14 protein-coding genes and 2 tRNA genes are annotated in these 17212 nt (G+C 63.9%); 15 read left to right on the plus strand and 1 reads right to left on the minus strand.

The genetic code is table 11. The annotated features are described in order from the left end of the window. Window positions 1-444 precede the first annotated feature (444 nt). The 14 genes from Q376_RS0108870 (at window position 445) to Q376_RS24735 (ending at window position 14953) form a co-directional block, all read left to right on the plus strand. Window positions 445-2835, plus strand: coding sequence for a DNA polymerase II (locus Q376_RS0108870; RefSeq protein ID WP_245598929.1), 2391 nt, complete (start codon window positions 445-447; stop codon window positions 2833-2835). A 20-nt stretch (window positions 2836-2855) separates the two neighbouring features. Continuing rightward, on the plus strand, window positions 2856-3254 hold the full coding sequence (locus Q376_RS0108875) for a hypothetical protein (protein ID WP_081803463.1): 399 nt from the start codon (window positions 2856-2858) through the stop codon (window positions 3252-3254). Window positions 3255-3362: 108 nt separating this feature from the next. Then, on the plus strand, window positions 3363-4259 hold the full coding sequence (locus Q376_RS21970; RefSeq protein ID WP_052365093.1) for an ion transporter: 897 nt from the start codon (window positions 3363-3365) through the stop codon (window positions 4257-4259). Window positions 4260-4334: 75 nt separating this feature from the next. After that, complete coding sequence (locus Q376_RS0108885; protein ID WP_027350024.1) at window positions 4335-5381, plus strand: M4 family metallopeptidase; 1047 nt, start codon at window positions 4335-4337, stop codon at window positions 5379-5381. A 52-nt stretch (window positions 5382-5433) separates the two neighbouring features. Next, window positions 5434-5754: a protealysin inhibitor emfourin gene (locus Q376_RS0108890; protein WP_027350025.1), complete on the plus strand. Its 321-nt coding sequence runs from the start codon at window positions 5434-5436 to the stop codon at window positions 5752-5754. A 333-nt stretch (window positions 5755-6087) separates the two neighbouring features. Beyond that, complete coding sequence (locus Q376_RS0108895; RefSeq protein WP_027350026.1) at window positions 6088-6594, plus strand: CinA family protein; 507 nt, start codon at window positions 6088-6090, stop codon at window positions 6592-6594. A 138-nt stretch (window positions 6595-6732) separates the two neighbouring features. Beyond that, window positions 6733-7800, plus strand: coding sequence for a recombinase RecA (recA, locus tag Q376_RS0108900; RefSeq protein WP_027350027.1), 1068 nt, complete (start codon window positions 6733-6735; stop codon window positions 7798-7800). A 131-nt stretch (window positions 7801-7931) separates the two neighbouring features. Next, on the plus strand, window positions 7932-8399 hold the full coding sequence (locus Q376_RS0108905; protein ID WP_052365094.1) for a regulatory protein RecX: 468 nt from the start codon (window positions 7932-7934) through the stop codon (window positions 8397-8399). A gap of 227 nt (window positions 8400-8626) precedes the next feature. Then, complete coding sequence (gene alaS, locus Q376_RS0108910; RefSeq protein ID WP_027350029.1) at window positions 8627-11233, plus strand: alanine--tRNA ligase; 2607 nt, start codon at window positions 8627-8629, stop codon at window positions 11231-11233. Window positions 11234-11406: 173 nt separating this feature from the next. Continuing rightward, window positions 11407-12657 (plus strand): aspartate kinase, encoded by a 1251-nt coding sequence (locus Q376_RS0108915; RefSeq protein ID WP_027350030.1) that lies wholly within the window; start codon window positions 11407-11409, stop codon window positions 12655-12657. A 199-nt stretch (window positions 12658-12856) separates the two neighbouring features. Further along, on the plus strand, window positions 12857-13048 hold the full coding sequence (csrA, locus tag Q376_RS0108920) for a carbon storage regulator CsrA (protein ID WP_027350031.1): 192 nt from the start codon (window positions 12857-12859) through the stop codon (window positions 13046-13048). A 221-nt stretch (window positions 13049-13269) separates the two neighbouring features. After that, window positions 13270-13362 (plus strand) — tRNA-Ser (locus tag Q376_RS0108925). Window positions 13363-13428: 66 nt separating this feature from the next. Continuing rightward, window positions 13429-13505: transfer RNA gene (locus Q376_RS0108930), tRNA-Arg, on the plus strand. 323 nt (window positions 13506-13828) lie between these two features. Continuing rightward, window positions 13829-14953, plus strand: coding sequence for a hypothetical protein (locus Q376_RS24735; protein ID WP_155834240.1), 1125 nt, complete (start codon window positions 13829-13831; stop codon window positions 14951-14953). A gap of 297 nt (window positions 14954-15250) precedes the next feature. Here Q376_RS24735 and tnpB read toward each other — a convergent pair whose 3' ends face one another. Then, the gene (tnpB, locus tag Q376_RS25530; RefSeq protein WP_081803464.1) at window positions 15251-15613 is read right to left on the minus strand and encodes an IS66 family insertion sequence element accessory protein TnpB; all 363 of its coding nucleotides are present in this window, start codon (window positions 15611-15613) and stop codon (window positions 15251-15253) included. 339 nt (window positions 15614-15952) lie between these two features. On the opposite strand from tnpB, the gene Q376_RS0108950 reads away from it, so the two are divergent. Continuing rightward, window positions 15953-17188: a M24 family metallopeptidase gene (locus tag Q376_RS0108950; protein WP_027350032.1), complete on the plus strand. Its 1236-nt coding sequence runs from the start codon at window positions 15953-15955 to the stop codon at window positions 17186-17188. The last annotated feature ends 24 nt before the right edge of the window (window positions 17189-17212 follow it).

Raw genomic sequence — 17212 nt, forward strand, 5'->3', positions numbered from 1 at the left:
CATCTGCTCGCTGCCAACATCCACGAAGGCTGCCAATGGATCCAATACCGGTAAGTGGGCCATCTCATAGCTCCTGGGAACGGGTCGATGGAGAAGGGGTTACCGCAAGCCCGGTCGTGTTCTGGGAAGACAAATCTTTCCAACGGGAAGCCAGGCTCACCAAAATGCGCAGCAGCCCACGACCAGAGCCATTCTCACCACCGGGCACCCGGCACCAAAAGACATGCGGCCACGCTGCTTGCGGCAACATAGCCATGCTACTCGGGTTCAAGGTCCATGCGCAGTGCCATCGCGATGGCACAGGAGGCTCACCACGAGCGGGGGTGGCTAGTTCGTTCCTCACCGGCTCACCACGAGCGGAAATTGGGGGGCACGTGCTCTTGCGCCAACCCACTCGCGCAGATCATCTGCGCCGTACCGGACGATGGCCAGTAGAATAGGGGGATGAAACGGATGTCGGGGGTCGCTGCGGTGGAGCTACGGCAGGGGTTCGTGCTGACCCGCCATTGGTACGACACGGCCGAGGGCACTGAGGTCGAGTTCTGGCTGGCGACCGACGATGGGCCCCGGCGTCTTCGCCTGCTTCGCCAGCGGTGCGTGGCGTTCGTTCCTGCGGCGCAGCGCCAGCAGGCGGAGCAACTGCTGCACGGCGAGCGCGACGTCGAGCTTCGTGCGCTGGATCTGCGCGATTTCGACCATCGCCCGATGCTCGGTCTCTATTGCCGGCAGTATCGCCAGCTGCTGCAGCTGGACAAGCGGCTGAGGTCGGCGGGTATCGATGTCTTCGAAGCCGATATCCGCCCGCCGGAGCGCTATCTGATGGAGCGGTTCATCACTGCGCCGGTCGCGTTCAGCGCTACCCCGGATCCAAGCGGCACACTGGCAGATGCGCAGATGAAGCCGGCGCCGGACTATCGTCCTCGACTCAGGCTGGTCTCGCTCGATATCGAAACCAGCGCGCGTGGCGAGCTCCATTCGATCGCGCTCGAAGGCTGCGGCGAGCGCCAGGTCTACATGCTCGGACCGCCGAACGGCAGCGATGATGCGCTCGATTTCCGGCTCGACTACTGCGACACCCGTGCAGAGCTCCTCGAGTGCCTGAACCAGTGGCTGGCATGCCACGATCCCGATGCGATCATCGGTTGGAACCTGGTCCAGTTCGACCTGCGCGTGCTGCACGAGCATGCTCAGCGCCTGGGGGTGGCGCTGCGGCTTGGTCGCGACGGCTCGGCGATGACTTGGCGTGAGCATGCCGGCCGCGGCAGCCATTTCTTCGCCGGCGCCGCTGGACGGCTGATCATCGATGGCATCGAGGCGCTGCGCTCCGCTACCTGGAGCTTCGCCTCGTTCAGCCTCGAACACGTCGCGCAGACGCTGCTCGGCGAGGGCAAGGCGATCGATACCCCGTATCAGCGCTTGGACGAGATCCAGCGGATGTTCGCCGAGGACAAGCCCGCGCTGGCGCGCTACAACCTCAAGGACTGCGAACTGGTGACGCGGATCTTCGCCGCTACCGAGCTTCTGACCTTCCTGCTCGAGCGTGCCACAGTCACCGGCCTCGAAGCCGACCGCAGCGGCGGTTCGGTCGCCGCTTTCTCCCATCTCTACATACCCTTGATGCACCGCCAGGGCTTCGTGGCGCCGAACCTGGGCCAGCGGCCGCCGGAGGCGAGCCCCGGCGGTTTCGTGATGGACTCGCGCCCCGGGCTCTACGACTCGGTGCTGGTGCTCGACTACAAGAGCCTGTATCCGTCGATCATCCGGACCTTTTTGATCGATCCGGTGGGGCTGATCGAAGGCCTGCGGTATCCGGATGACGGCGAGTCGGTCCCTGGCTTTCGCGGGGCGCGATTCTCGCGGACCGGGCACTGCCTGCCGTCGATCGTGGCGCGGGTCTGGCAGGGTCGTGAAGCGGCCAAGCGTGAAGGCAACCGGCCGCTTTCCCAAGCGCTGAAGATCATCATGAACGCCTTCTATGGCGTGCTCGGCTCCAGCGGCTGTCGCTTCTACGACCCGCGCCTGGCCTCGTCGATCACTCTGCGCGGCCACGAGATCATGCGGCGAACGCGGGAGCTGATCGAGGCCGAGGGCCATGTGGTGATCTATGGCGATACCGACTCCACCTTCGTGTGGCTCAAGCGCGCCCATGCATGGGAGGAGGCCGAGCGTATCGGCCAGGCGCTGGCGCGGCGGGTCAACCAGTGGTGGCGTGAGCACCTGACGCGCGAATACGGTCTGGACAGTGCGCTCGAACTGCAGTTCGAGACCCACTTCCGTCGTTTCCTGATGCCGACCATCCGGGGCGCCGAGGAGGGGAGCAAGAAGCGCTACGCTGGCTTGGCGATGCGCGCGGACGGCAGTGAGGAAATGGTGTTCAAGGGGCTTGAAACCGTGCGCAGCGACTGGTCGCCGTTGGCCCAGCAGTTCCAGCAGGCGCTCTATCAGCGTATCTTCCTCCGCCAGCCCTACCGGCAGTACGTGCGTGACTTCGTGCATCGCTTGCTTGCCGGGGAGCTCGATGAGCTGCTGGTCTACCGCAAGCGGCTGCGCCGCAGGCTGGACGACTACCAGCGCAACGTACCGCCCCACGTGCGCGCGGCTCGCATCGCCGATGAGTACAACGACCAGCAGGGCCGCCCGCGCCAGTACCAGCGCGGTGGCTGGATCAGCTACGTGATCACGGTCGCAGGGCCTGAGCCGTTGGAGGTCCGGCGCGCGGCGATCGATTACGATCACTATCTTTCACGCCAGCTGCAGCCGGTGGCGGACGCCATCCTGCCGTTCGTGCAGGATGACTTCGCCACGCTCATCGATCGACAGCTCGGATTGTTCTGAGCGTGCACGGGAGAAGTGCGATGTCCTCAGCCGAACTGCGTCGATTGCCTGGCCCCATCCTGCTCCTCGCAGCGATCGCCCTCAGCGCTTGCAGCTCGAAACCGGACCCGGGCGTGCCGCAGTTTTCCACAGCCGATACGCAGGCGTGGGTTGGTCGCTGGAATGGCCCCGAGGGCATCTTTCTCGAGCTCTTTCCCAGCGGCGGGCCGGGCCAGATGCGTATGACGCTGAAGGATAACCTCGACAGCCAAGCCGACTACCGGGTCGAGATCCAGGGCCAGACGCTGCGCTTCTTGCGCCACGGCGTGGTCGAAACGATCCGCCCGGGCAGCGGCGCCGAGACCGGCTTCAAATGGCTGGCCGACAAGCAGGACTGCTTGATCGTGGTGCCAGGAAAAGAGGGCTACTGCCGCGACTGAGCGCGGCGGCCGGCGGTACCCTGGCGCTGTTTGCGCCCGATTCCATCCGCCTGGTTGGCTATGCTGGTGACGGCGACGCTAAAGCCGCACTGGTAGGAGAAACGTCGAATGAAGCCGTCGAGCAGTTCCTCGAGCCTGCGTGCCAGGCTGTTCCATATCGTCTTCGAGTCCGATTCCCGGCCCGCCAGGGCGTTCGATATAGCGGTGATCAGCGCCATCGTGCTCAGCGTATTGACGATCATGCTGGATACGGTCGCCTCGCTGCATGAACGCTACGGCGTGCTGTTCTTCTGGCTCGAGTGGGGATTCACGCTGCTGTTCACCTTCGAGTACCTGCTGCGGATCTACTGCCTGGAACGGCCGAAGAACTACGTACTCAGCTTCTGGGGCCTGATCGACCTGGCCGCGCTGCTGCCCAGCTGGCTCAGCCTGGTACTGCCCGGCGGGCAGGCGCTGCTGGTGATCCGCTTCCTGCGTATCCTGAGGATATTCCGAGTGCTCAGGCTCACGCGCTTCGTCAACGAAGGCCAGCTGCTCCAGGGAGCCCTGGTGCGCAGCCGGCACAAGATCCTGTTGTTCCTCTTCACCGTGCTCTCGCTGGTGTCGATCTTCGGTTCGATCATCTTCCTGGTGGAGCCGGCCAGCGCGGGGTTCACCAGCATTCCGCGCTCGATCTACTGGGCGGTGGTGACGCTGACCACGGTCGGCTATGGCGATATCTCACCGGTCACTCCGCTCGGCCAGGTCATCTCCTCGCTGGTGATGGTGCTGGGCTATTCGATCCTCGCCGTGCCCACCGGAGTATTCTCCGCCGAAGTGATGCGCTCGATTCACTTCGAGCGCTACTCGGACGAAGTCTGTCCGGGCTGCGGGCACGAAAAGCACGAAGCCGATGCGCGCTACTGCAAATTGTGCGGCACCTGGCTGGATGAGAACGCGCCCGACCCGCGCTCCGGCGGAGGCGATACGCCGAAAGTGCCCGGGTCGAACGTATCCGGTGGATAGGCACTATGCTTGAAGGCACGAGGCCGGGTCTTGGGATACCGGCCGTTTCACTTCGCTGATTGAGGAGGCGACGCCATGAGCGCCACTTCATATCGCCCCGGTTTCATCCCGCCCTACCTGCTGTCGCGGATCATCGACCACGGCAGCGTGCGCCAGCGCTCGTGCGCGTCGAGCACGCTCGTCCACGTGCGCAGCCTGCTCGCCAATCCGCTGCCGGCGCAGGCCCCCAGGCGAACGGGCGGGACCCGAGCGGCGTCGATGATGCTGGACCGGAGCATCTTCGACGCCCAGCAGCGCATGGAGCTGCCCGGCGAGCTGGTGCGCGCCGAAGGCCAGCCGCCGAGCAATCAGGCCGCGGTCGACGAGGCCTATGACCATCTCGGCATTACGCATCGGTTTTTCTCCCAGGTACTCGGCCGCGATTCGATCGACGGCGATGGCATGGCGCTGCTCGGTACGGTGCACTACGGCCAGGACTACCAGAACGCCTTCTGGAATGGGCGGCAGATGGTATTCGGCGATGGTGACGGCGAGCTGTTCAACCGCTTCACCATCGCCCTCGACGTCGTCGCCCACGAGCTTTCCCATGGCGTGATCGAGCACGAGGCGGCGCTGGTCTACGCCAACCAGCCGGGTGCGCTCAACGAATCGATCGCCGATGTCTTCGGCATCCTCGCCAAGCAGTTCCATCTCGGCCAGAGCGCCACCGAGTCGGACTGGATCATCGGCGCCGGCCTTTTCACCGCGCGGATCGAGGGGCGTGGCCTACGCTCGATGGCCGAGCCCGGCAGCGCCTATGACGATCCGCTGGTCGGGCGCGACCCACAGCCCGGGCACATGCGCGAGTTCGTCGTCACCCGCGACGACAACGGCGGCGTGCATATCAATTCCGGCATCCCCAACCGCGCCTTCCAGCTGGCGGCGGTGGCGATCGGCGGTCTCGCCTGGGAAACGGTCGGCCCGGTGTGGTACGACACCCTGTGCGATCGCCGGCTGGCCAACGACGCCGACTTCGACGCCTTCGCCCGACTCACCATCGAGCACGCCGAGGGCCGTTTCGGCGCCGGGAGCTCCGAGGCGCGCGCGGTCGACGACGCCTGGCGCGGCGTTGGCGTGCTTTGAACGCTGCGCGAGTCGATGCCTCTGAGGACGCTTCTGATAGAGGAGGATGGTCATGAAGGGTTCGTTCGATCTCGATCGCTACAGCGTGGTGCGGATCTCTCGCCAGGGCGGCCTGGCTGCGATCAAGGCCCTGTCGCGCCCGCGGCTTCTGCGTCTCTCCGACGGCGACGAGGCGCTTCGCCAGCGGCTGCGTGAGATGCTCGAGCGCTGCGCGCAGGAGAGCTCGGCAGACGCCGGGCGCAGCGACCAGCGCTACTTCCGTATCGAACTGCGCAGCGCAGCCGAGCGCGCGGACGATGAGACCGTGCTCGACGTGCCCGAAGAGCGCGCTCCCGAGGTGCTGCTGCGCTGGTGGCGGGGAGAGGAGCCCTAGTCCCCGTTTCGGTTCGTCTCGAACGATCTTTGCGCACCGAGTGCGACCAGCTGCCGGGCGCAGGGTGCGAGCTGCGCCTTGCGCCAGGCGAAGTAGAGATCGCTCCTGCCGTAGACGCCGAGGTCGTGGGAAGGGTAGCGAGCAGCGCTACGCGACCTACGTACGCAACAAGACGGTGTATCTCGACTACGTCGATCGAGGCGCCGGCGCGGTTTCGCTCGCATGCCTGGGACTTCGGCCCCGGGCATCGTCGTATCAGGATGCGCAAGACTTGCTCACCGGGCCTTCGACTTGGATCATGAAGCCCGCAATCCCCCTTCAGGAGAGGATCCGATGGCCGATCTACCTAGTCAGGAGGCGCTGCTGGTGCTCGCCGAGCGCGTCGGTCGCTTGGCGCAGCATCGTGGCCTGCAGATCACCACTGCGGAGTCCTGCACCGGCGGCGGCGTAGCGCAGCTGATCACCGCGATCAGCGGTAGTTCAGAATGGTTCGAGAGCGGCTACGTCACCTATTCGAACGCCGCCAAGCAGCGAATGCTGGGGGTCTGCGCCGGCACCCTCGAGCGCCATGGCGCGGTCAGCGCCGAAGTCGTGCGCGAAATGGTGGCCGGCGCCTGCCGCGACAGCGGCGCGGCGCTGGGCGTGGCGATCAGCGGCGTCGCCGGACCGGGCGGAGGCAGCGCGGAGAAGCCGGTGGGCACGGTGTGGCTCGGCTGGGGCGACGCGGCCGCGCAGGAGGCCGAGCTCCATCGTCTCGACGGTGATCGGGCGGCGGTTCGCCTGCAGGCCGTGGCGCTCGCGCTGGAGGGTCTGGCGGCTCGGCTGGCGGTTCGCGGGTAGGCGTAGCGAGCGTTTAGAGAATCGGCTATAATGCTGTATATATGAACAGATCGTCGGCTGGCTACAGCGCCGGTGCATCTTCGTCCATCGGGGCGCTGGCCCCGGCTCCAACTGCAAACAGGATCGGGACAACCTTCAATGGCTCAGGACGACAACCGTACCAAGGCGCTCAACGCAGCGCTCTCTCAGATCGAGCGGCAGTTCGGTAAAGGCGCGGTGATGCGCATGGGTGAAACACCGCGGGTGGCGATCCCCTCGGTGTCGACCGGCTCGCTCGGCCTCGACATCGCGCTCGGCATCGGTGGCCTGCCCTACGGCCGGATCGTCGAGATCTACGGGCCCGAGTCCTCGGGCAAGACTACCATCACCCTCTCGGTGATCGCCCAGGCGCAGAAGCAGGGCAAGACCTGCGCCTTCATCGATGCGGAGCACGCCCTCGACCCGAGCTATGCCGAGAAGCTCGGCGTCAACCTCGACGACCTGCTGGTCTCCCAGCCGGATACCGGCGAGCAGGCGCTCGAGATCTGCGACATGCTGGTGCGCTCCGGCGGCGTCGACGTGATCATCGTCGACTCGGTCGCGGCCCTCACGCCGCGCGCCGAGATCGAAGGCGAGATGGGTGACTCCCACGTCGGCCTGCAGGCGCGCTTGATGTCCCAGGCGCTGCGCAAGGTCACCGGCCACATCAAGAACGCCAACTGCCTGGTGATGTTCGTCAACCAGATCCGGATGAAGATCGGCGTGATGTTCGGCAGCCCCGAGACCACTACCGGGGGCAATGCGCTGAAGTTCTACGCCAGCGTGCGTCTCGACATCCGCCGCATCGGTTCGGTCAAGCAGGGCGACGAGGTGATCGGTAACGAAACCCGGGTCAAGGTGGTGAAGAACAAGGTCGCGCCGCCGTTCCGCCAGACCGAGTTCCAGATTCTCTATGGCCAGGGGATCTACCACGCCGGCGAGGTGATCGACCTGGGCGTCCAGTGCAACCTGGTCGACAAGGCGGGTGCCTGGTACAGCTACAAGGGCAGCAAGATCGGCCAGGGTAAAGCCAACGCGGCGCAGTTCCTGGTCGACAACCCGACGATGATGGAAGAGATCGAGGCGCAGATCCGCGCCCAGCTGCTCGGTACGCCGAAGGCCAGCGAGGAGGAAGAGGCGGCACCCGCCGCCGCCGTACTCGAGGATGACCAGGACGACCTGCTCTGACCCAGCGCGTGGCGCCGTCGCGGCGCAGGCGATGATGCTTTTCCCTGCCGGGGCCCTCTTGGGCCCCGGATCTTTTTCCGCTACGGCGCGGTCATTGGCCATCTGCACGCGCCGCCCCCGAGGAGCCTGCAATGAGGACGACCCGCGCCGATGGCGGCGAAATCCCCGCCTATGAACGCGCCGTCGCGATGCTCGCGCGGCGTGAGCATTCCCGCGCCGAGATAGCGCTGCGGCTGCGGCGCGACGGCTACCAGGACGAGGAGGTGAACCAGGCGCTCGATGAGCTCGAAAGCCTCGGTCTCCAGTCCGATGAGCGTTTCTGCGAGGCTTTCGTGCGTGCCAGGGTGCAGCGGCTCCAGGGACCGAGGAAGATCGAGGCGGAGCTGCGCGAACGCGGTATCGCGCCGGGCCTGATCGCGGCCGCGCTGGAGGGAGCCGGGATCGACTGGGAGACGCAGGCCTCCCAGGCGCTGGCGCGGCGTTTCGATGGCCCCGGCCGCGACCCGCGGGAGTACGCCCAGCGCCAGCGCTTTCTCGCCGGGCGAGGCTTCGACGGTGAGCAGAGCCGACGCGCGATGGCGCATGCCTGGGAGGATTGACCACCGCTGCCGCGAGGCTTGCGCCCGCTGCGTTGCTTCCCGCCGCTCTTTATGCCGTCTCGCCAAGCGGTATACTAGGCGCCTCTTTATCGTGTCGATCGGTGTTTCGCACGTGGGGGGCTCGATACCTGCCGCGTTGCGCATCCTCGCATGCCCCTCTGTCCGCATCCGGTTCAACCACGGTCTCGCGCACGATAACGGCTATTCGGAACAACCATGGAATGACGATGAAAAGCGCAGACATACGACAGGCGTTCCTGAGCTTCTTCGAGCGCAACGGCCACACCCGGGTGCCTTCGAGCTCGCTGGTACCCGACAATGACCCGACGCTTTTGTTCACCAATGCGGGCATGGTGCCGTTCAAGGACGTCTTCCTCGGCCGCGACAAGCGCCCCTACGTGCGTGCTACCTCGGCCCAGCGCTGCGTTCGCGCAGGCGGCAAGCACAATGACCTCGACAACGTCGGCTATACCGCGCGCCACCATACCTTCTTCGAAATGCTCGGTAATTTCAGCTTCGGTGACTACTTCAAGCGCGACGCGATCGATCTCGCCTGGCGCTTCCTCACCGAGGAGCTGAAGCTGCCCAAGGAGCGCCTCTGGGTCACCGTCCACCACACCGATGACGAAGCCGCCGCGATCTGGATCGACGAGATCGGCGTGCCGGCTGAGCGTCTGGCGCGGCTCGACGAGGACAACTTCTGGCAGATGGGCGATACCGGCCCCTGCGGCCCTTGCTCGGAGATCTTCTACGATCATGGGCCCGAGGTGGCGGGAGGGCCTCCCGGCTCTCCCGACGAGGATGGCGATCGCTACATCGAGATCTGGAACCTGGTGTTCATGCAGTTCGAGAAGGATGCCCAGGGCAACCTCAATGCGTTGCCGAATCCCTCGATCGACACCGGCATGGGGCTTGAGCGGATCTCCGCGGTGATGCAGGGCGTCCACTCCAACTACGAGATCGACCTGTTCCAGCACCTGCTCGCGGCGGCGGCCGAGCTTACCGGCCAGCGCGACCTGAACCAGGCCTCGCTGCGGGTGATCGCCGACCATATCCGCTCCTGCGCGTTCTTGATCAGCGATGGCGTGATGCCGAGCAACGAGGGGCGCGGCTACGTGCTGCGGCGGATCATCCGCCGTGCGGTGCGCCATGGCCACAAGCTCGGTGCGCGTGACCCGTTCTTCCACAAGCTGGTGGCAGCGCTCGACGACGAGATGGGCGATGCCTATCCCGAACTGCGTCGCGCGCGCGGGCAGATCGAGAAGGTGCTGCTCAAGGAAGAGGAGCAGTTCGCGCGCACCCTCGACAACGGCATGCGGCTGCTCGAAGAGGCCATCGGCAGCCTGGAAGGGGACACCCTCGACGGCGAGACGGTGTTCAAGCTCTACGACACCTATGGCTTTCCTTTCGACCTCACCGCCGACATCGCCCGCGAGCGGGGCCTGCATCTCGACGAAGTGGGCTTCCAGCGCGAGCTCAATGCACAGCGCGAGCGGGCGCGGGCGGCAAGCAACTTCGGCGTCGAGTACGGCGCGGCGCTCGAGCTCGAAGGCAAGACCGAGTTCACCGGCTACGGCAACCTTCGCGACCGTGGCCGCGTCGTCGCGCTGCTCGATGACCAGAACGCGTCGATCGAGCTGCTCGCCGCGGGCCAGCATGCCACCGTGGTGCTCGACCGCACGCCCTTCTATGCCGAATCGGGTGGCCAGGTAGGCGATAGCGGCTGGCTTGCCACCGAGCATGGCCGATTCCAGGTCACCGATACCCAGAAGCGCGACGGGCACTATCTCCACCAAGGGGTGCTGGTCGAAGGCTCGCTGGCGGTCGGCGCGGAGGTAGAGGCCGAGGTCGACGACGGCCGTCGCCAGCGGATCATGCGCAACCACTCGGCGACCCACCTGCTCCACGAGGCCCTGCGAAGGGTGCTCGGCGAGCACGTGCAGCAGAAAGGCTCGTTGGTCAATGAGGAGCGCCTGCGTTTCGATTTCAGCCATTTCGAGGCGATAACGCCGGCGCAGCTCGAGGAGATCGAGCGTCTGGTCAATGCCGAGATTCGCGCCAATACCGAGGTCACCACCCGGCTGATGAGCCTGGACGAAGCCAAGGCGCTGGGCGCCCGGGCGCTGTTCGAGGCCAAGTATGGTGAGGCGGTACGGGTGCTGACCATGGGCACCGGCGATTTCTCGATCGAGCTGTGCGGCGGGACCCACGTACCGCGCACCGGCGATATCGGGCTTTGCCATATCGTCGCCGAGAGCGGGGTCGCCGCAGGAGTGCGCCGTATCGAGGCACTGAGCGGAGAGGCGGCGCTGGAAGAGCTGCGCGGCGCCGAACAGGTGCTCGGACGCATCGCCGCCGAGCTCAAGAGCAGGCCGGAACAGCTCGAGAGCCGCCTTGGCGCGCTGCTCGAGCGCAACCGTGAACTCGAGCGCGAAGTGGAGCGGCTCAAGGCCAAGCTCACCAGCCGGGTCGGCGGCGACATGCTCGACGAGGTGAAGCAGGTCGGCGGCGTACCGCTGCTGGTCAAGCGCCTCGAGGACGTCTCGAGCAAGGACCTGCGCGGGCTGCTCGATCAGCTCAAGAATCGCCTCGGTTCCGGGGTGATCGTGCTGGCGACGGTTGAGGGTGAGGACAAAGTCGGCCTGATCGCTGGGGTGACCCAGGATCTCACCTCCCGGTTCAAGGCGGGCGAACTGGTCAATCATGTCGCCCACCAGGTCGGTGGCAAGGGCGGTGGGCGTCCGGACATGGCCCAGGCCGGCGGCAGCCGGCCGAATGACCTCGATGCGGCTTTGGCGAGCGTCCCCGGCTGGCTCGAGGGCCAGCTGGCCTAGAAGCGTCCGCAGGCCGCCGTCGAGGTCGGGCGGCCAGACGCTCGCGCGGACCTTGGCTGCGAAACGCCTGGGCGTGTGGCGGTCGATGCCATGCGCCGGTCATGACGAAGCGCGTTCGTCGCGCTTCGTCGAACGTTCAAACGGTCGATGCCTCGACCCGAAGAAGGACAATCATGGCGCTATACGTTCAGAAGTTCGGTGGGACCTCGGTCGGCTCGGTCGAGCGAATCAAGGCGGTGGCCGAGAAGGTCAAGGGCTTTTGCGATCAAGGCCACGAGATCGTGGTCGTGGTCTCGGCGATGAGCGGCGAGACCAACCGGTTGATCGGCCTGGCCAACGAAGTCAGTGACGAGCCCCATCCGCGTGAGATCGACATGCTGGTCTCCACCGGCGAGCAGGTCACCATCTCCCTGCTGGCGATGGCGCTGCATGCGATCGGTGTGCCCGCCACGTCCTACACCGGTGCCCAGGTCGGTATTCGTACCGACAGCGCCCACACCCGTGCGCGTATCCAGCAGATCGATACCGATGAGCTGCGCCAGGATCTCGGCGCGGGGCGGGTGGTGGTGGTCGCCGGCTTCCAAGGGGTGGACGCCGATGGCAACATCACCACGCTCGGGCGTGGAGGATCGGATACCACTGCGGTGGCGCTCGCCGCTGCGCTGAAGGCCGACGAGTGCCAGATCTACACCGACGTCGATGGGGTCTACACCACCGATCCGCGCGTCTGTTCGCGCGCGCGGCGGCTCGAAACCATCACCGTCGAGGAGATGCTCGAACTGGCCAGCCTCGGCTCCAAGGTCCTGCAGATTCGCTCGGTCGAGTTCGCAGGCAAGTACAATGTTCCGCTGCGCGTGCTCTCCTCGTTCGAGGATGGCCCCGGCACCCTGATCGTCGCGGAGGAAGAACCCTTGTCGTCTCACATGGAAGAGCCGCTGATATCCGGCATCGCCTTCAGCATCAATGAAGCCAAGCTGACCGTACTCAATACGCCCGATATCCCTGGGGTGGCGTCGAAGATCCTCGGTCCGATCGCCGATGCCAATATCGAAGTCGACATGATCATCCAGAACGTCGCTCCAGTCGGCGACCGTACCGATTTCACCTTCACCGTCGCCAAGAACGACTACAAGCAGACCTATCGGCTGCTCGAGCAGAAAGTGATCCCCGAGCTCGGGGGCGAGATCAAGGGCGACGACCAGATCGCCAAGGTCTCGCTGGTCGGCGTGGGAATGCGCTCGCACGCCGGGGTCGCGAACAGGATGTTCCAGGTGCTGGGCAACGAAGGCATCAACATTCGCATGGTCTCGACCTCCGAAATCAAGATCTCGGTGGTGATCGACGAGAAGTTCATGGAGCTGGCGGTGCGCGCCCTGCACACCGCATTCGGCCTCGACCGCGAAGACGTGAATCAAGAAGGATGAGACGCAGGGCACCTCGACGGAGGTGCCTTTTGCTTTCGGCCTGGACAAAATCTTCTATAGTTCGTCAAGTGCCGTTGGTTGACCGCTTGGTCGTTCCCGCCTGGAAATGCATAATGGCTCTCCCCGTCAGGGCGGAGGCGCTGACGGGCGGCGAGCCGTTGCGGTCGGCACTGGATGTTCATTGCGATAAGGAGGTCATATGCTCATCCTCACTCGCCGGGTAGGCGAGACTCTGATGATTGGTGACGAAGTCACCGTGACGGTGCTCGGGGTGAAGGGCAACCAGGTTCGTATTGGTGTGAATGCCCCCAAGAATGTCTCCGTACACCGCGAAGAGATCTATCAGCGAATCCAGCTCGAGCGTAACGATGTCGACTCTGAAAAGGAGTAGTGGCGGGCGTTTGACCGTGGGTTACGGTTGAGGGCGATTCCAACACCGAAGAGATGCATCGTCTCCAGCGTTTGGGCCGCGATGCCTGAACCGACCGGGTGTCTTCCAGATTCCTTTCCATGTCGACGGTCGTTTTTGAATTACAACGGTTTTTCTAGAAAAAAATATGGGCTGGGGTGGACAGCTAAGCCAGGACTGGATAACATACGCGCCGTGCTCGAGGAGAGGTGGCCGAGTGGCTGAAGGCGCTCCCCTGCTAAGGGAGTATAGGGTCAAAAGCTCTATCGAGGGTTCGAATCCCTCCCTCTCCGCCAAACGACCGGAGCACGGCAGCCGCTAGCGGTTCTCACGCTGCCATGGATGTAAGCACTGTAAGACACGCGCCCGTAGCTCAGCTGGATAGAGTACTTGACTACGAATCAAGGGGTCAGAGGTTCGAATCCTCTCGGGCGCGCCATCCCCGACCTGACATATCAGCGGTCTAACATCAGTATCGTTAGTTTCTGATCGATGCCTGTCTCGTGCCGCTGAGCACGGGGCCATTTGCTTGACCGAATTCAAGGCATGCTCCTCGCTCGCCTTCCACACCTCCCAGAAAGTCTCCTGACACTCGCTCCATTCGACCTCGAGCGAAGTTGCCCCATGCGCGTCACTTCAATGACTTGCGCCGATGATTCGCTCTGATGATTCATGCCGGTGGTCGCGTCTGCCGTGCCGGGCGTTGATTGCCTACTCCCTCCCGATCGCCTCGAAATACGCCTCGCCGATGTCCGATTCATCGTGAGCGGTAATCTGAGCCTGGCCAGATCTAAGGCCAATGGCGATTACGCCAGCGTGGTCGAACAGAGCGGTATCCGCGCCGGTGATGGTGGCTTCGACCTCGATGTGCAAGGCAATACCGATCTCAAGGGCGCCGTCATCGCCAGCACCCAGGCGGCCATCGATGCCAGTGCCAGCGCCCGCAGCAGCGGTATCGACCTCAGCAGCGATATGCTCATCCAGGGCAAGTACGGCTTGAGCAAGGCGGTTATCGGTACAGCGCTGAACAATGGTGACGCCCGTGAAAGCGACAACGGACGCACACTCGCTGCAGTCAGTGCGGGCACCCTCGAGATTGTGACGAACAGGGGCAGCTCGACAAGACCGGGCAGAGCAGCGAAGAGACCATCGCCACCCTCAACCGTGACGTTGCGGGTAGCCACAATGGTGTCGAGCGCCTCGATCCCAAGGAGCTGGAAAAGAAAGCAGGCCGAGGCAGAACGCATCATCAAGAATGCCGTGGCAGTGGAAGCCTTCAAGTTCAGCGACGACGCCTACCGCACCATGTTCGTCAAGGAACACCCGATGTACGAGGTGATGCTGAATGAAGACGGCAGCGTCAAGTTGGAGAATGATAAGCCCGTACTACGCCTGCTTAGCGATGAGGAGAAACTCGCGCTCAAAGCTGGTCCGGACGGCCGGATTCGCATTGGTGTCAACGGCATCTTCAATGACGAGAAAGTACCCATCCACAAATACCAATATGACCATCCTCAGCGAGAGGCTCGTTATGCGACTTCTATTTGCAGGCCTATTCTGCGCCATCAGCCTGACAGCCTGCGGCAGTACTCCTCCCTTCCAACCTGTACCGGACTCTTATCTGCTCTGGGCAAAGCCAGGCGCCTCCCAACTCGAGGTGAAGAAAGCCCTGCTGGAGTGCGGCATGGCCAGCCCCAGCTCACCGGCACGACCACCACTGGATCCGCGCACACCCGAACAATTAGCAGCAGCAGAGAATTGCATGCAGGCAGCAGGCTTCAAGGCCCCCCAGCCGAGCCATCGTATGTGCGCAGCACAACCTCATCTGGCTACTTGCCAACCCGATGCGGCTCCCACCTCGCGAAGCGTCGAGCGGCGCCTGGATAGCAATTATTGCCAGGCCAAGAAGGACGTTGAGTTCTGCCGCCGCACGGCAAGCAACCCCTCGGCATGTGAAGAAGGGCCGGTGGTACCAGAATGCCTGCCTTGAACCTAGAAGTACTTACTAAGACATCCCAGTTCATCTGACCGACGAGCACGCAACTAGTACGTCCTCGCCTATATCAACGGTCCTGCCCTAAAGAAGGCTGCCAACACATGCTCAATAAAAATAAATCGTCTTCTTTTTGAAGATCCTCTGTAAGCGCTCCACAACCCCCGTCTTCCTTTGACGATGCCTTGTGATCAGGATGCGCTGGCCGTCAGACAATTCCACGGCAGCAGGGCTTCGAAGTCTTCGACGCTGTTGGCCGACGGCAGGCGTTCGAGGATACAACGCAGCCAGGCATAGGGCTCCTGCCCATTGGGCTTGGTCTTGAAACGCTCGGCCTGCAGGCGCTTGAGCCACAGGCAGAAGCCGTTGCGTTCCCAGTAAAGGATCTTCACCCGGTTACGTGTTTTGTTGAGGAAGACGAACAGCACGGGGTCGAAGACCGCCACCTTGATATCCAACTCCACCAAGGCCGCCAGACCATCGATGGATTTACGGAAATCCACGGGCTTTGGATAGAGGTAGACGGTTTTGACCTTGGTGTCCGGACGCATCATGACGGGGCTCCACTGGGAAAACGGGAGCCCAGCATCCGCTAGCGGATAGCTCAGATGAAGATGGGGGTTATGGAGCGCTTACGATTCATCGCCTCCGCATAGAAATCGCAGCGGGTCATGACTGTGCCGATTTCGTCGCATTTGGCGACGAAGCGGCACAAGCCAATGCCGCGCTGACCGGGCAGAGTAGTAAGAAGACGTCATGTTCTGCTGCTTTACGGCCCGCCTGTGCGCAGTTGACGGCGCTGCTGCGAGCGATACGCAGTGAACGGCAAGCGACGCAAAAGAAATGGTGTGGCCGCTATCCAGTGGCTTCGCCAACCAAGAGGAGCGCTGTCGATGACTGTGGGAGTGGGGGGATCGAACGCCGAGGCGGAGCTTTCGCGGATGTCCAGCATGGTAGGCGATGCGGTGCCTATCGGGTGCAAGGACTATTCACAGCGCATCGTCCGAGCCCAGGCGCTGATGCGCGAACAGGGGATCGGGGCGCTCTACCTGGATACCTCTCCTAACCTTTTCTATTTCACTGGAATCGATCTCAAGCCGAGCGAGCGTTTGCACGGCGCGATTCTGCCGGCCGACGGCGCGATCATCTACCTGAGCCCGGCCTTCGAGGAGCCCAAAACCCGATCCATGCTCGAGTTCGGCGACGACATCCGCGTATGGGAGGAACACGAGGACCCGTCGGTACTCGTCATCGATACGCTGATGGACCTGGGCCTGCCGCCGGGAAGCACCGTCGCTGTCGATCCGGCAACTCGCTTCTTCACTTTCGATGGTTTTTCGCACCGGGCTGGAAGCCGCTTCGACTTCGTCAATGGCGCATCGATCACGGCTGCCTGCCGGACGATCAAGTCGCACGCTGAAATTGCACTGATGAAGATCGCCAACGCGATCACGCTCGAAGTCCATAAGGCAGCCGCTCGAATCCTGCGCAAGGGAATCAGCACCGGCGAGGTTAAAAATTTCGTCGTTGAAGCGCATCGTCGCCTCGGGGCGACGCTCCCTGCCGGGGCCCCCATCGTCTTGTTCGCAGAGGCGACCGCCTATCCGCATGGTGTCGACTACCCACAGACCCTCGAGGATGGCGATATGGTGCTGATGGACCTGGGCGCCTTCGTTGGCGGCTATCGCTCCGATATGACCCGCACCTATGTCTTCGGTGAGCCGAACGCGCGCCAGCGCGAGGTTTGGGAGCTCGAAAAGCGTGCGCAGGCGGCCGGCTTCGCGGCCGCCGTGCTCGGCAACCCTTGCGAGGAGGTCGATGCGGCTGCGCGCCGTGTCATCGAGACCGCCGGCTTCGGCCCCGGGTACGTGGTACCGGGGCTGCCCCATCGCACCGGCCATGGCATCGGTCTCGAAGTGCATGAAGAAACCTACATGGTGAAGGGCAACCAGCGCAGCATGGCCTCCGGCATGTGCTTCTCCGTCGAGCCGATGATCTGCATCTACGGTGAGTTCGGCGTGCGGTTGGAAGACTGTGCCTACATGACCGAGGAGGGGCCGCGCTGGTTCACCGAACCCTGTGCGAGCGTGGGCGACCCGTTCGGATACGAGCGTCGAGCGCCGAGGTAACGCTGCTCGTTTAGCGGAGTGACG

Source organism: Halotalea alkalilenta DSM 17697 (assembly GCF_000621205.1).
GTDB lineage: Bacteria > Pseudomonadota > Gammaproteobacteria > Pseudomonadales > Halomonadaceae > Halotalea > Halotalea alkalilenta.